Annotated in this window: 12 protein-coding genes and 1 tRNA gene; 1 reads left to right on the top strand and 12 read right to left on the bottom strand. The window is 72.4% G+C overall.

The window, feature by feature from the left end; all coding sequences use genetic code 11:
- Nucleotides 1-18 precede the first annotated feature (18 nt).
- Together ACTYVM_RS13125 and ACTYVM_RS13130 are read right to left on the bottom strand one after the other, a co-directional pair.
- Entirely contained in the window at nt 19-1,128 is a 1,110-nt protein-coding gene (locus ACTYVM_RS13125; RefSeq protein WP_445526117.1) for a PP2C family protein-serine/threonine phosphatase, read from the bottom strand.
- A gap of 154 nt (nt 1,129-1,282) precedes the next feature.
- A tRNA-Met gene (locus tag ACTYVM_RS13130) sits at nt 1,283-1,356 on the bottom strand.
- A 264-nt stretch (nt 1,357-1,620) separates the two neighbouring features.
- Between ACTYVM_RS13130 and asnB the strand changes: the two genes are divergently transcribed.
- On the top strand, nt 1,621-3,459 hold the full coding sequence (gene asnB / locus ACTYVM_RS13135; RefSeq protein ID WP_445526118.1) for an asparagine synthase (glutamine-hydrolyzing): 1,839 nt from the start codon (nt 1,621-1,623) through the stop codon (nt 3,457-3,459).
- A gap of 73 nt (nt 3,460-3,532) precedes the next feature.
- Here asnB and ACTYVM_RS13140 read toward each other — a convergent pair whose 3' ends face one another.
- The 10 genes from ACTYVM_RS13140 to ACTYVM_RS13185 form a co-directional block, all read right to left on the bottom strand.
- Complete coding sequence (locus tag ACTYVM_RS13140) at nt 3,533-6,028, bottom strand: ABC transporter permease (RefSeq protein ID WP_445526119.1); 2,496 nt, start codon at nt 6,026-6,028, stop codon at nt 3,533-3,535.
- Entirely contained in the window at nt 6,025-6,840 is an 816-nt protein-coding gene (locus tag ACTYVM_RS13145) for an ABC transporter ATP-binding protein (RefSeq protein ID WP_445526120.1), read from the bottom strand. The genes ACTYVM_RS13140 and ACTYVM_RS13145 overlap by 4 nt, the downstream gene beginning before the upstream one ends.
- Nucleotides 6,841-7,185: 345 nt before the next feature.
- On the bottom strand, nt 7,186-8,454 hold the full coding sequence (locus tag ACTYVM_RS13150) for an ATP-binding protein (protein ID WP_445526148.1): 1,269 nt from the start codon (nt 8,452-8,454) through the stop codon (nt 7,186-7,188).
- Nucleotides 8,455-8,786: 332 nt separating this feature from the next.
- Nucleotides 8,787-11,060: an APC family permease gene (locus tag ACTYVM_RS13155; protein ID WP_445526121.1), complete on the bottom strand. Its 2,274-nt coding sequence runs from the start codon at nt 11,058-11,060 to the stop codon at nt 8,787-8,789.
- Nucleotides 11,061-11,847: 787 nt separating this feature from the next.
- A complete protein-coding gene (locus tag ACTYVM_RS13160) occupies nt 11,848-12,003 on the bottom strand; it encodes a DUF6131 family protein (protein WP_445526122.1) in 156 nt (51 codons plus the stop codon).
- An 88-nt stretch (nt 12,004-12,091) separates the two neighbouring features.
- Entirely contained in the window at nt 12,092-12,700 is a 609-nt protein-coding gene (locus ACTYVM_RS13165; RefSeq protein ID WP_445526123.1) for an alkaline shock response membrane anchor protein AmaP, read from the bottom strand.
- Nucleotides 12,701-12,728: 28 nt separating this feature from the next.
- Complete coding sequence (locus tag ACTYVM_RS13170) at nt 12,729-13,436, bottom strand: DUF6286 domain-containing protein (protein WP_445526124.1); 708 nt, start codon at nt 13,434-13,436, stop codon at nt 12,729-12,731.
- A gap of 52 nt (nt 13,437-13,488) precedes the next feature.
- Complete coding sequence (locus ACTYVM_RS13175) at nt 13,489-13,902, bottom strand: Asp23/Gls24 family envelope stress response protein (RefSeq protein ID WP_445526125.1); 414 nt, start codon at nt 13,900-13,902, stop codon at nt 13,489-13,491.
- Nucleotides 13,899-14,066, bottom strand: a complete 168-nt coding sequence (locus tag ACTYVM_RS13180) for a hypothetical protein (protein ID WP_445526126.1) — start codon at nt 14,064-14,066, stop codon at nt 13,899-13,901. Before ACTYVM_RS13180 ends, ACTYVM_RS13175 begins: the two co-directional genes overlap by 4 nt.
- 80 nt (nt 14,067-14,146) lie before the next feature.
- On the bottom strand, nt 14,147-14,629 hold the full coding sequence (locus tag ACTYVM_RS13185; protein ID WP_445526127.1) for an Asp23/Gls24 family envelope stress response protein: 483 nt from the start codon (nt 14,627-14,629) through the stop codon (nt 14,147-14,149).
- Nucleotides 14,630-14,730 lie beyond the last annotated feature (101 nt).

The raw sequence follows: 14,730 nt of genomic DNA on the forward strand, positions 1-14,730 counted from the left end.
GGCTGAAGGGCTGAGGCACTAAGGCCCGGCAGTGCGTTGCAGGGCGACCACGGCGGCGTCGTCGGCCAGCCGCCCGCCGACGTGGTCCAGCAGGTCGGCGCGCAGATGGTGGACCAGTGCCATGGGGCTGTCCTGCGCCCAGGAGACGATCCGCGTGGTGAGCGGGTAGAAGACGCCCGCGGGGTCGCGTGCTTCGACCACACCGTCGGTGTACAGCAGCAGAAGCTCCCCGGGCTCCAGCAGGAAGGTGTCCACCCGGTACTCCGGCGTGCTCAGCTCGCCCAGCCCCAGCGGCGGAGCGGGAGCGCTGGCGTGCAGCGTGACGACCTGCCGGCCGCGCAGCAGCAGCGGCGGCGGATGTCCGCAGGACACCATCTGCGCCTGGGGCTGCGCGTCGGGGATGTCGATGATCGCGGCGGTGATGAAGCACTCCCCCTCCTGACCCGGCTCGGTGGGCTCGGCCAGGTTCCAGCACACGCTGCGCTCCAGGTAGGCCATCAGCTCGGGCAGGGCCCCCTCCCGGTGCGCGGCCTCCCGGAACGCGCCAAGGAGCAGCGAGGCGTCGCCCATCGCGGTCAGGCCCTTGCCCATCACATCGCCGATGATCAGCCGGGTGCCGACCGGGGTGCGGACGGCCGCGTACAGGTCGCCGCCGATCAGCGCCTCCTCCTGGGCCGCCAGGTACACCGACGCCACCCGCAGCGGCCCGATGCGCCGGGGCAGGGGCCTGAGCACCACCCGCTGCGCGGCCTCCGACACTCTGCGTACCTGCTGGAGCTCACGGGTGTGCCGTTCGCGCAGATAACGGAACGCCGTCACGACCACCGAGACCACGATCAGGGAGATGATCTGCGCGCCGACGCTCTCCGTGGTCAGGAGGTGGAACACCGCACCGACGCAGAGCAGGGCCGCCACGGCGACGATGCTGACCAGGGCGGTGCGGAAGGGACTGGCGAAGGACGCGGTGATCGCGGGAGCCACGATCAACAAAGGGCCCAGCGGTACGTGGGGCCCGGTCAGAACGTCGGCGACGATGATGGCGGCTATCAAACCCAGCGGCACCGCGAGCAGAGCGTCACTGGCCTGCCACGAGTGGAAACGGTGCGAGATCCGCCGCCGAAGAGGCATGCTTCCTGCTTACACCCCGCGCTGGGGCACGGCAGCCCGGAAGAATCACGTCAACGGATCCGGGGCGCGGCCGACTGAACGCCGGGAGTCCCGTCGGGACAGAGCCCTGAGCACATGCGAAAGGGCCCGGGACGACCCGGGCCCTTTCCTCTCGTAGCGGGGACAGGATTTGAACCTGCGACCTCTGGGTTATGAGCCCAGCGAGCTACCGAGCTGCTCCACCCCGCGTCGACACCGCTACTCTACACACACTTCGAGGGAGTTACCGACTTTGGGGCGGCGGGGACGACGCCCTCCGTCCGAGACCGCACCCGGTGCCGCGTCACGTCCACGGCGACCCTCTCCCGCCCCTGACCCCCGCGCCACCCCGCTTACCCCATTCGCCGGACAGTGCCCGCCCGATGGGAGGCGAAAGCCCGCGGGCCGGACCGGCGGCGCGCGATCTTGGGTATTCCTTTGCCAAGTGCCGAGGCCGGACGCTGGAGGTAGCACATGTGCGGGATCACCGGCTGGGTGTCCTTCGACCGTGATCTGCGGTCCGAGAGCGCGACCTTGGACGCGATGACCGAGACCATGTCCTGCCGGGGGCCGGACGACCGCGGCACCTGGGCCGAGGGGCCCGCGGCCCTCGGCCACCGCAGGCTCGCGATCATCGACCTTCCCGGCGGCCGGCAGCCGATGAGCGTCCGGACACCCGAGGGCACCGTGGCGCTCGTCTACTCGGGGGAGACGTACAACTTCACCGAACTGCGCCGCGAGCTGACCGGTCTGGGCCACCGCTTCACGACCGACTCGGACACCGAGGTGGTCCTGCACGCCTACCTCGAATGGGGGGAGGCGCTCGCCGGGCGGCTCAACGGCATGTTCGCCTTCGCGGTGTGGGACGGCCGCCACGACCGGCTCGTGATGGTCCGCGACCGCATGGGCATCAAGCCGTTCTACTACCACCCGACTTCCGACGGCGTGCTGTTCGGCTCCGAGCCCAAGGCCATCCTCGCCCATCCGCTGGCCCCCGCCCGGGTCCGCCTCGACGGACTGCGGGAGATGTTCGCGATGGTCAAGACGCCCGGACACGCCGTATGGGACGGCATGCGCGAACTGGAGCCCGGCACCGTCGTCACCGTCGACCGGCAGGGGATGCGCCGACGCGTCTACTGGCAGCTCCAGACCCGTCCGCACACCGACGACCGCGGCACCACCATCGCCACCGTGCGCTCACTGCTCGACGACATCGTGCGCCGGCAACTGGTCGCCGACGTTCCCCGCTGCATGCTGCTGTCGGGCGGTCTGGATTCGTCCGCGTTGACCGCCCTGGCGGCGCGTCAACTGGGCGAGCGCGGTGAGAAGGCGCGCAGCTTCGCCGTGGACTTCGTGGGACAGGCCGACAACTTCACCGCCGACGAGCTGCGTGCCACCCCCGACGCCCCGTACGTGCACGACGTCGCCGATGCCTGCGGCACCGAGCACCAGGACATCGTCCTCGACGCGCGGACCCTCGCCGACCTCGACGTACGGGCGCGGACGATCCGGGCACGCGACCTGCCCGTGGGCATCGGCGATCTGGACTCCTCGCTCTACCTGCTCCTCCAGGCGATCCGCGATCACTCCACGGTCGCGCTGTCCGGCGAGTCGGCCGACGAGGTCTTCGGGGGCTACCTCCAGTTCTTCGACGAGGAGGCCCGACGCGCCGACACCTTCCCGTGGAAGGCCCGGGCCTCACGCTTCGGCAGCGATTCCGGCGTCCTGAGCCCCGCTCTCACCGAAGCCCTGGACCTGAGGACCTATGTCGCCGACAGCTACCGCACCGCCGTCTCGGACATCCACCGCCTCGACGGGGAGAGCGACTTCGAGTACCGGATGCGGAAGATCTGCCATCTGCACCTGACCCGGTTCGTGCGGGTCCTGCTGGACCGCAAGGACCGCCTGAGCATGGCGGTCGGGCTGGAGGTGCGGGTGCCGTTCTGCGACCACCGGCTCGTCGAGTACGTGTACAACGCCCCCTGGTCGCTGAAGTCGTTCGACGGGAGGGAGAAGAGCCTGCTCAGGGAGGCGACCGCCGACCTGATTCCGCAGTCCGTGTACGACAGGACCAAGAGCCCCTACCCGTCCACCCAGGACCCGCAGTACGCCGTCGCCATCCAGGAACACGTCAGGGACGTCCTCGCGCGCCCGTCCCACCCGGTCTTCGAGCTGCTCGACCGGGACCGGGTGCACGAGGCCGCCCACCGGGACGCCCCGCAGGTGACACTGGCGGCACGGCGCGGTCTCGAACGCACCGTGAACCTGGCACTGTGGCTGGACCTGTACAAGCCGGAACTGACGCTCACCTGACGCTTCGCCGACTCCTGGGCGGGAGCGGCCCAGCGGGCCCGGGCCCGCTCTGCTCCCCAGGCCGCGGACCCCGTCAGCCCTTCCGGCCCCGGAGGGCCGCTCGCGCCGGGAGGGTGACGGCGAGCAGGGCGAGGCCCACCGCGGCCGCGGCGAAGGACCCGTACACGAGCGGGGGTATGTACGGGGCCTCGCCGGTCAGGCCGCGCACCATCGGGACCAGGGTGACCGCGGCGATGGCCGTGCCCAGGACGATGCCGGCCACCGCCACCAGCAGGCCCTCCCAGCGCAGCATGTCCATCACCTGGCGCCTGGTGGCGCCGACGAGGCGGAGCATGCCGAGCTCGCAGCGGCGGTCCAGGACGGTCATCACGAGCGTGTTGACGGCGGCGACGGCGGCGAAGCCGCCCAGGACCGCGGCCATCGTGTAGTTGGCCCAGGCGTTGAGCTCGCGGTCGGTGGTCTGCTCGACCGCGTAGCCGGAGGCGTCGGTGACCCTGCCCAGCGGGGCGAGGGACTTCGCGTCTCCGCCGCGTACCAGCAGCGTGCTGTCGAAGCCCGAGGTGACGTGGGCGGCCAGGGACGCGCGGTCCATGGTCACGGCGGCGAGTCCGAGCCCGCGGCCGTACACGGCGACGACCTCGGGGCTGATCCTGGTGCCGTCCGGGAGATACATCGGCAGCTTGTCACCGACCTCGACCTTCGCCGACGTGGCGAGCGTCTGGTCGATGGCGACACGCCCCTCGCCGACCCGGTCCAGGCTGCCGCCGCGCACGTCGAGGTCCTGCACCTTCGCGAGCTGTGCGCCGGAGCCGGAGATGCCCTGGGTCGCGGAGCCCTGCAGCCACCGGTCGTCGCCGGAGCCGACGGGCACGAGCACCTGCGTGTCGAGCAGGCCCACGGCCGCGTCGACGCCGGGGGTACGGGCGGCCCGGTCGACGGCGTCGGTGGCCAGTCCGGCGGGGTGTGTGACGACGTGGTCCGCGGTGACGCCGGCGCGCAACTGCTCCGCGGCGACGCGGCTCTCGCTCGTGTGCAGGAAGACGAGCGTCGAGGCGAAGGCCATGGCCAGCACGATCGGGGTGATCGCGGAGGCCAGCCGGCGAGCGTTCGTACGGGAGTTGGCGGCGGCGAGCGAGGCCGCGGCGCCCAGGCCGCGCAGCACAAGCCCGAACAGGGCCGCGCACAGCCGCGCCACCAGCGGGCCGAGCAGCGCGACGGCGAGCATGAAGAGCATGACGACGCCGAGGGCGGCGTTGGCCGCGTCCTCCCCGGCCGAACGGGCGGCGAGGCCGGTGAGGAAGCCGCCGCCGACGAGGGCGCCCAGGCCCAGCACGGTACGGATCACGCCCGGCCGCAGCCGCTCCACCGACGCCTCGGTGAGCGCCTGCCCCGGCTTGATCCTCGCGGGCCGGCGCCCGGCCGCCCAGCCGGCGGCGAGCGCGGTCAGCAGCCCCATGCCGACGGCGACGACGAGCGGGATCCAGGAGACGTGCAGGTGCACGGGGCCCGGGACGGCCCCGCGGTCCTTCAACTGCCCGAACCACCAGTGCGCGAGCCCGATCCCGGGCAGGCAGCCGACCAGCCCGGCGAGCGGCGCGACGAGCAGCGCCTCGGCGGCGACCGCGCGGCGGATCTGCCGTGGCGTGGCGCCGACGGCGCGCAGCAGCGCGAACTCCCGGGCGCGCTGGGCGACGGACAGCGCGACCGTGCCGGACGCCGTGAAGACGGCGACCATGGCCGCGATCCCCCCGAAGGAGCCGCCGAGCCCGGTGAGCGTCTCCCTGGCGTACCCGACCCCGCGGTCCTCGACGGCGCCGCGGCCGTCGCCGGTGTGCACCTTGGCGCCGGAGCCGGCCAGCGCCTTCCTCACGCCGGCGGCGAGGGCCTCGGTGTCCGCCCCGTGCCCCGCCAGTACGGCGATGGCGTCGGCCTTGCCGGGATGCCCGGCGAGCGCGGGGGACTGGGCGTCGGCGAACCAGCCCCTGGCGCCCTCGGCCGCGTCGCCGGGTCCGGCCTTCGCCAGCCCGGAGACGCGGAACCCGGCGCGCCCGGCGGCGGTGTCGAGCGTGACGGTGTCGCCGACGGCGGCCTTCGCGGCCCGTGCGGCGGCGGCGTCGAGCACGACCTCGCCGGTACGGGGCGCGGCCCCGGAGGTGAGTGCCGCGCCGGTGAACGCGTGCGATCCCCAGCCGTGGCCCGTCAGCGCGGTGTCGCCCCGGCGCACCGGGAACGTGAAGTCCGGCACCGCCGTCTCGACGCCGGGCACGCGGGCCGCCCTGCCGGCCAGCGCGGCGTCCACGCGTGCCGTGTCCGGCAGCTGGCCGGCCGCCTCGTAGCGGCTGTCGCCGCTGCCCACGACGAGACGGGCGTACTGGTCCGCCGCCACGACGACCGGCGCCTTCGCGTACCGCTTCGCCGGCACCGACGCGCGGGCGCCCGTCTCCAGGAGGATGCCGCACGCCGAGACGATCAGCGCCGCCATCATCAGCGCGACGAAGGTGCCGGCGAACGACGCCGGTCTGAAGCGCACGGCCGCCCGGGCGAGGCCGTTGGGGGCGAGGCTCCTCACGCCGCGGCCCCCGCCATCGCGCCCGTACGGGAGGTGAGGGCGGCCATGCGCGCCGCGATCTGCTCCGCCGAGCCGCGGTCGAGGCCGCCGGCGAAGGCACCGTCCGCGAGGAACAGCACCCGGTCGGCCCAGGCGGCCGCGGCCGGGTCGTGGGTGACCATGACGACGGTGGCGCCGAGGGCGTCCACCGCGTGCCGGAGCAGGCCGAGGACCTCGGCGGCGGTGCCGGTGTCGAGGGCGCCGGTGGGCTCGTCGGCGAAGACCACGTCCGGGCTGGTGACCAGGGCGCGGGCGATGGCCACGCGCTGCTGCTGGCCGCCGGAGAGCTCGCCGGGCCGGCGCTTCGCCTTGCCGACGAGGCCGACCTGCGCGAGCACGGCCTCCGCCCGGCCGCGGTCCTGGCGCTGCCCGGCGAGGCGCATCGGGAGCAGCACGTTCTGCTCCACGGTGAGGGAGGGCAGCAGGTTGAACGACTGGAAGACGAAGCCGAGGCGGCTGCGGCGCAGCTCGGTGAGCCGGCTCTCGCGCATGCCGGTGATCTCCGTACCGCCGAGGCGCACGGAGCCGGCCGACGGCCGGTCGAGTCCTGCGGCGCACTGCAGGAACGTGGACTTGCCGGAGCCGGACGGGCCCATGACCGCGGTGAACGTGCCGCGCGGCAGGGCGAGATCGATGCCCGCGAGGGCGTGCACCGCGCCGGCGCCGCGGCCGTACTGCCGCCTGACGCCGCGCAGTTCGACGGCGAGACCGGGCGTGCCCTGGGCCTCCGGCCGCTCTTCCGTCTTCCGTCGTGTGCCGCCGCGCAGCCTCATGTCCGTCCTCTCACGCTCTCTTCGAGCCGTTCTTCTCGAGCCGACGACTCGAAGCTACGGATCGCGGACGTCGCCGACCATGGCGGCTGCTGGCGGATCCGGGGTGGGGATAACCCGAGGCCACACCGCGCACACCGGCAGGTGGTGGAAGAGGGTGGAACGCCTCATGCCAGAGCAGTCCCTTCGGCGCCCCCGTCGTGCCGGGTTACAGCACTATGCCGCGACAGGCAACGTTTGCCCCGTCGCGACGCCCGGCACGCTCCCCCAAGCTCTTCGAGCAGGGGGGACCTCCAGAGCACGCACCGGACGCCGCTCCTTGACGGGCAAACGTTGCCCGCCGCGGCACTAGATGCGGGAGAACCTCTCCGTCTGGTGGGCGAACTCCTGTGCCATGGCGGCGCTGACCGTGGGCTTGGTGTCGCGGATCGTGTCCAGGTAGTCGGCAGTGGTGGGAGCCGTCCGGGTTCCGGTGTCGAAGGTGCGCTCGAACTGGGCCTGGGAGACGGTGCGCGCCGCGTGGGCGATGTCGGCGGGGGTGAATCCCTCGCTGGCGGACGCCAGTGCCGCGCTGTCGGCGTCCGCGCCCGCTCGGGCCAGGTAGCTTTCCCACAGGGCCGTCCTGGCGGTGTGGTCGGGAGGGCCGATCGGCAGCACGTAGTCGAAGCGCCCGTGCCGCAGGAACGCGGAGTCGAGCGTGGTCACGTTGTTCGTGGCGCAGACGAGCAGCCGCCCTTCCTGACTTCGGAACCGGACGATCGCCTTGAGCAGTTCGTTCACGACGCCGACCGCGGTCGCGTCCGCGCCGCCGCGTTCGCCGGCGACCTCCTCGACCTCGTCGATGAAGACCAGGACGTGCTCGAGCCGGGCGATCTCGTCGAAGCGCCGGTTCAGCCCGGTCGCCAGGCCGTACTCGGCGGCCAGACGTGCGGGGAACAGCTCGAGGAAGGGCCATGCCAGGCGGCTGGCGATCGCGTGCGCGAACGTGCTTTTGCCGGTCCCGGGCGGACCGAACAGCATCACCGCTCGCGGCGGCTCCACTCCGTGCTGGGCGGCCAGTCCGGGATGGGCCAGCGGCAGGACCAGGCGCCGCTCGATGAGCTGTTTCTCCCGCTGCATGCCCGCGACCTTCTGCCAAAGTCCCCCGGGCGGCAGCTCCGCTCCGAGCGAGGACAGCGTGCCGGCCGACCGCGGGGTCACCGGCCCGCGCTTTTCGAAGAAGACCAGCCCGGAGCGGGCATCGAAGTCGCAGTTGCGCAGAGCGGCGACACCGGTCTCACCCTCCGGCAGGACGGCGTGCACCGCTCGGACACCGTCGGCGAAAAGCCGTTGCTCAAGGGCCGTGATCAGGGCACTGCCCAGCCCGCGCTGCCGCCAGCCGGGCGCCATGCAGAGACGCAGAATCCAAGCCCGGTCGCCCTCCACTCTGCTCACCGCGGCGCCGATCAGCACGTCGTCCGCCGTGGCCACCACGGCCGGGTGGAGGGCCTGGAGGGCCGTCACGGCGTCCGAGAGCGGGAAGAGAGGCGGCTCTTCGGTCGTGCCTCTCTGCGCATCGACGCGGACCACCGCCTCGAGGTCGTCCGGGAAGTAGTCCCTGACACGCCAACCCGTCATGATCAGCTCCGCGTGTTCGGTCGTACTCCCATCATCGGCCGCCGCCCGACGTACGCGCACGGCCAAGCGGACCACCGCCCGGACCTTCTGCGCCGTACGTTCGACTTCGTGCTCCTCGATCAGACCTTCGGTGAAGCACATGATCCGGTCTCCGGGGCCGAGGGCCACTTCGGAGGTCACGAGCCCGGATCGGCCAAGTGCTCCGAAGCTGTGACGGTTCGCGATCCCAGGCCGTGAACCTCTTCCAACGTGGTTGGCGAGTCGCCCGGTTGGCGTGGGGGAGGGACTGGTAACAGCCGGCATCTCTGGATGTCCGTGTGCGTGCAGGATCGCTATACGTGGAAGGGCACGGTGGTGATGACGATTTTGGGGAGGGACCGCAGGGCGCGGCGCAGGCGTGGGGCGGTGCGGCTGTGGAGGAGCTGGTGGCGCCGGTGCCGGGTGATGATCTCCGGGAGGATCACCGTGAGGGTGAGGTCGGGGTGCTGCCGGTGCAGGGCCTCGATGTAGTGGACGAGAGGCGCCACGGTCGCCCGGTAGGGGGAGACCACGATCTCCAGCGGGAGGTGGTCGCCCCACAACGTCCAGTAGGCGCGTACCCGTTCGGCCTCCTGAGGGGTGAGGCTGATGTGGAGGGCGAGCACGGGCTGGCGGAGGGAGGCCGCGTAGGCGAGGGCCCGCATGCCCGCGAGGTCGAGCGTCGCCAGGGCGACGACGGTGAGGTGGCGGATCTCCCCGGGCAGTTCTTCGTTCTCCCCGTTCTCCCCGTTCTCGCCGTTCTCGCCGTTCTGCCCGTTCGTCTCCGGCTGCGCCGAGTGCCGTCGCGGGGCGGGGGCCGCGTACGGCACGGCGGGGTCCGCACCCCGGCCCACGGCGGTGCGCGCGGGCAGTTCCACGGTGTGCGGACGCAGGCGCAGGCGTGCCCGGACGGTGGCGTAGTGGTGCCGGATCCGCAGCGTCACGAGCAGGAACAGTCCGACGGCGACGATCGCCACCCACGCGCCCGACGTGAACTTGCTGATGCCCGCGGTGACGAAGACGACGGCTGACAGGAGGCCGCCGAGGGCGTTCAGGAGCAGGCTCTTGCGCCAGTGCCGGTCGCGCAGCCGCCACCAGTGCACGACCATGCCTGCCTGGGAGAGCGTGAAGGCGAGGAAGACACCGACCGCGTACAACGGGATCAGGGCCGCCGTCTGCCCGTTGAACGCCACGTAGACCAGGGCGGCGGCCACTGAGAGCAGGATGATTCCGTTGCTGTAGGCCAGCCGGTCGCCCAGCCGCATGAAGACCCGGGGTGCGTAGTCGTCGCGCGCCAGGAGGGACAGGACGCGGGGGAAGTCGTTGTACGCCGTGTTCGCGGCGAGGAGGAGGACGGCCGCGGTGGCGGCCTGGACGAAGACGTACATCCACCCGGAGCCGAAGCCGAGGTGGGCCAGTTGGGAGAGCACCGTCTCCCGGGTACTGGGCACCACGCCGACGAGATGGGTCAGGACGACGATCCCGGCGAACATGGCGATGAGCAGTCCCACCATCCAGGTGAGCGTCGTACGGGCCTGGCGCCACTCGACGGGCTTGAACGCCGGTACCGCGTTGGAGATGGCCTCGATACCGGTCATCGCCGTGGCGCCGGACGAGAACGCCCGCATGATCAGGAAGAGTCCCGCGCTCTCGGTGACCGTGACCGCCGGGGTGGGGCGCGGCCGGAAGTCCTGCCCTGCCGCGTGGACGAGTCCCGAGACGATGAGGGCGAACATGGCGATGATGAAGGCGTAGGTGGGGGCGGCGAAGAGGGCTCCCGCCTGCCGGATGCCGCGCAGGTTTCCGGCGAGGAGAACCACGATCACCCCGACGCCGATGGGCACGGTGTCGGGGGCCAGTGACGGGATCGCCGAGGTGATGGCCGCCACGCCTGAGGCGATCGACACCGCGACGGTGAGGACGTAGTCGGTCATCAGTCCCGCCGCGGCCACCAGACCGGCCACCTGTCCGAGGTTGTCGCCGGCCACGATGTACGAGCCGCCGCCGTGCGGGTAGGCGCGGATGGTCTGACGGTACGACAGGCCGACCGCCAGCATGAGGAACACGATCGCGCCGGAGACCGGGAACGAGTACGCCAGTCCGGCCGTTCCCGCGAGCACGAGGACCGCGAGCATGGCCTCGGGACCGTAGGCGACCGAGGAGAGCGCGTCGGCCGACAGCACGGGCAGAGCCACGAGCTTGCGCATCCGCTCGGACACCAGGGCGGAACTCCTCAGCGGCACCCCCAGGACGAGTCGCCGCGTCCACACCCCGGCACGACTCAGCCGACCGGTGGGGCGTTCCTCCGTGTCGACCTGCTCGCCCGGCGAAGACGCCCCCAAGGGCGAGAGGGGAACCAGGCGCCCGAACCGGGCCGGCCGGAGCTGTGCCGCCAGGGGGAACGCGCCCAGGTCGGGGTCGACGGGCAGGGCGCGACGCCAAGTCTCGGGAGACGCCGACACCCGGCCCCAGGCACGGCCCACCCGGCGCAGGACGCGCAGCTGTTCCTCGTCCAGTTCGGCCAGTTGCGCGGCAGGTCCGGGCGGGCCCGTTGACTCCCCGCCTCGACCACCATGTGTATCCGTCACGCCGCGCAGTGTGGTCGATCGGCGGTCCCCGAGCGGCAGTGACATGCCGGTCCGACGTGCGCGACTGTCTCCCCCCGAGGTGAACCCGCGGCACGTGCCGCGGCGCGGAGCGCTACTCCCGTGCCCGCGGCCCTCGCCTTCCACGACCCGCGTCCAGCGTTCAAGGGGGCGGGCCGCAGCGGCATCAGGCCGACGGCCCGGTCTATCTGACCGGGCCCTCGTCTTCTCCTGGCTGTTCGTCAGGCATGTCCAGGATGGCCTCTCGGGTGTACCGAGGGCTCCCTGGGGGTGGGGCCAGCCTGGGGGCCATGAGTTCGGTGAGGAGCCCGCCCAGGTCATCCGTGGACAGCGCAAGTCCCAGGGTCTGCACGATGCGCAGAGCACAGTCCCGGATGGGCTGAGTGTCCTTCTCGGGCGCCGCCGTGCGCCTGATCTCGTCACACACTCGGCTGAACTGCTCAGCGCTGATCGTTTGCCGACTTACCGGTTGCGCCATGGTGCGTTCCTCCTGGAAGAGCGGGCCCGTTCCCGCTCTTCCAGAAAGCGCTGAGTACACGCCAACGGCAACCGGGGAGAGAGCCGGCGCGCGGGCGCTCGACCAGAGCCGCCCAGACTTCGTTGACATGCGCTGGATCGCGAGCCCGTTCCACCGCGGCCATTCCGACGAGCAGTGCTTTCGGGCGGTCCTCCACGGCGAGCGCCCCCGGCGCCCGTCCGAAAGGGAGCAGCGGTGGGTGTCCGGCGTTGGACCAGGACAGGTTCCGGCCCGGACCGCCGTGGACGGGGTTCACCAGTAGTGGCGTCGTCCTGCGACGGCGTGTCCCATCGCGCCGAGGACCCACAGGACGGCTCCGACGACCGCCAGGATGATCCCGATGGTCCACAGGATGGCTATCCCGGTGACGAAGCCGACGACGAGCAGAATGATGCCCAAGATGATCATGATTTTTCCCTTGGGGGAGTAGTGACGGTTCCCCTGTGAACTGCGGAAGACCGCAAGGGGGCGGACACGGGAATGGCCGGTCTCCTCCTTACTCCGCGCGGTGTGGTTTGTGGCGGGCGGCCTGTAGGCGGACCTCGGCGGGCATGCCGGGGAAGCCGGTGGACCGGAGGGCGGTTCGGAGCGGGCCTTCGCAGAGGGCATGGAGGGCGGCGCCGGGTGCCCTCTGAGGGGTGAGGGTGAGCCTGACGCGGGTACGGGAGTGGGCAGGCCGGCCAGCGATGCGTACGGCCGCATGCTCAACTCCCGGCAGGGCACCGGCTTCGGCGGCGATCGCGTCGCTGAGCGCTCGGTCGCGCAGTTCGACGCCTTCCTGCGGGGGTGTGCCGCCGACGGACAGCCCTCCGGGGCGGCGCCGGCGCAGTTGGGCGAGCAGCCACCACAGGGCGAGCAGGACGACGAGGGCGAGGGCGGCGATGACGGCGGGCCACCACCACCAGCCCTGGCTGCTCCAGCGAGCCCGGTCGGCGGAGCCGAGCAGGACGTCGTCCGGGGTGGTCAGGGGCCAGCCGACGGGCGGGACCAGATCGTGTCGCCGGTAGACGTCGAACCCGGCGAAGAGGATCAGCAGGCCGCCGCCGAGCAGGACCAGTCCGGCGAGGGCCAGGAGACTGCGGTTGAGTACGGGTCGCGGCGTCATGGTGAGGCTCCGGGTCTGGGTTCTCCGGTCAGTTGGTGCGTTGCCGCACCCGTACGACGATGCGGGGAGGGCGGGCGAGGGCGAGCCGGTCGCGTTCCTCGTTCAGGACCGCGGTGAGGTCGTCCTTCACCTGTTGAGGGTCGCGGAAGCGGACGTCCGCGCGGGCTTTGACGCGGTGGCGGCGTACCCGGATGCGAGCCATGCTGACCCCGGCTACCCGCATGGCGGCGTCGCGCAGCAGAGCGGCGGTGCCATCGCGGTCCAGAAGGGCGCGCAGCCCGGGCGCGGGGGAGCGCAAGGGCAGCCAGTGGCGTAGGCCAGGGGTGAGGGCCAGGACGATCAGCCAGACGCCGACGGCGGCGGCCACGGCGGCTCCCGTGAGCATCCACACGTCGTCCACGGGGCGGGTGGCCAGTGCGTGGGTCAGGTGCCGCCGCCAGGCTGCCGCGGGGCGTCCCGCCCGTACGGCGACGACGTCGACCAGCGCTGCGACCGCCGCCACGAGGATCACCGAGGCGACCAGCGCGGCCGGAATACGGCGCGCCGACCACGGACGGTGGGTCCGGTGCCCTCTGCCGCGCTCTCCGGCGGTCAGGTTCGGCGGGTGCGTGTGGTGCGGGGGCGGACCGGGCTCGGTGGGCTCCCTCGGCTCCTCGGGCTCCTTCGTCAGCGGTACCGCGGCACGGCGCGGGGGTGGCGCGGAGTCGCGGGCGGGAGGGACCGGGTCGGGTGTCATTCCGGTCCTCCTTCCCGCGTGGTGGGCCCGGCGGTGCGGGCCAGGCAGCTGATCACAGGACCCGCCCGCGGTACGCGCCGGAGGCGGCCACCAGCCGTCGGACGGTGAGGGTGACCTCTCCCACCCGCAAGCCGGTCAGATGCGCCACCCGTTCGGCGACGTCCCGCTGGATCCGCTCGCAGACATGGGGGATGTCGGTGGGATAGGGCAGCTCCATGGTCAGGTGCAGGCGCACCGATCCGCTCCGGACTGCGGCGGAGGCGCTGGGCGCCGCCGGTCCGCTCGGGCCGGGCGGGAGGGCGGCCCGCCGGGACTGGGCCGTGCGTGCGGCCTGGGCGGCGATACGGGCGACCACCCTGTCCGGGATGACGGTGGCGCCCCGCTCGGCCGGAGGCGGCAGGCCGGCGGCCCGCGCCGATGGGCCGGACCCTTCGCCGGGAGGCCTGGAGCCGGGCCGGGTCCTCACCGCCGCCTCCGTTCACGGAGGTCGAGGTCGCCCTGGGCGACGAGTCCGACGATCAGTCCCGCCGCCCCCAGGACCAGAACCAGCAGAAATGCCCAGAAGCCGCCGAAGTAACCGGCGAAGCCCAGGGCCATCCCGGCCGCGAGGCCCGTGGTCGCTGTGTTCATGATGCACTCACCCGTCTCGCGAGCGTCGTCCGCGTGATCAGCCGCTTACACCGGGACGCGGCGGCGGTGGTCACGGCGGATCACCTCACGCGGCCCTCGTCCGGTTCGGACCCTTCCTCCTCGTCGGGAAGGTGGACGTCGTCGACGGCGATGTTCACCTCGACGACCTCCAAGCCCGTCATCCGCTCCACCGCACTGATCACGTTGGTGCGCACGTCGCCGGCGACGTCGACGATGGAGACGCCGTACTCGACGACGACGTCCAGGTCCACTGCGGCCTGCCGCTCGCCGACCTCGACCTTCACCCCTTGTGCGACGCTGCCGCCTCCGCCGGGGACGCGTTCCCGCACGGCGCCGAAGGCACGGGCCATGCCCGCCCCGAGGTTGTGGATGCCCGGTACCTCGCGGGCGGCCATGCCCGCGATCTTGGCCACTACGCCGTCCGCGATGGTGGTCTTCCCCCGGGTCTCGGCCGGAGTTCCGGCTCCGGTACGGCCCCTCAGCGCGCTCACGCCCGCGTCGGGTCGGCTGTCCGCCCCGACGCTGGCGATGTTGTTTGTCATGGCGGTCGCCTCGATCGGTCGGTCGGACGCCGGCGTGGCGCCCGTCGAAAGGTTGGACATGCCGGGCGGCGGACTTCTCACAGGCGTTCGATGTGATGTGC

It is taken from the genome of Streptomyces cyslabdanicus (genome assembly GCF_052663305.1).

Coding starts and splice junctions, on each gene's coding strand:
- ACTYVM_RS13180 (WP_445526126.1), bottom strand. CDS start 14,066: ATGAACACAGCGACCACGGGCCTCGCGGCCGGGATGGCCCTGGGCTTC.
- asnB (WP_445526118.1), top strand. CDS start 1,621: ATGTGCGGGATCACCGGCTGGGTGTCCTTCGACCGTGATCTGCGGTCC.
- ACTYVM_RS13150 (WP_445526148.1), bottom strand. CDS start 8,454: ATGACGGGTTGGCGTGTCAGGGACTACTTCCCGGACGACCTCGAGGCG.
- ACTYVM_RS13170 (WP_445526124.1), bottom strand. CDS start 13,436: ATGACACCCGACCCGGTCCCTCCCGCCCGCGACTCCGCGCCACCCCCG.
- ACTYVM_RS13125 (WP_445526117.1), bottom strand. CDS start 1,128: ATGCCTCTTCGGCGGCGGATCTCGCACCGTTTCCACTCGTGGCAGGCC.
- ACTYVM_RS13160 (WP_445526122.1), bottom strand. CDS start 12,003: ATGATCATCTTGGGCATCATTCTGCTCGTCGTCGGCTTCGTCACCGGG.
- ACTYVM_RS13145 (WP_445526120.1), bottom strand. CDS start 6,840: ATGAGGCTGCGCGGCGGCACACGACGGAAGACGGAAGAGCGGCCGGAG.
- ACTYVM_RS13165 (WP_445526123.1), bottom strand. CDS start 12,700: ATGACGCCGCGACCCGTACTCAACCGCAGTCTCCTGGCCCTCGCCGGA.
- ACTYVM_RS13185 (WP_445526127.1), bottom strand. CDS start 14,629: ATGACAAACAACATCGCCAGCGTCGGGGCGGACAGCCGACCCGACGCG.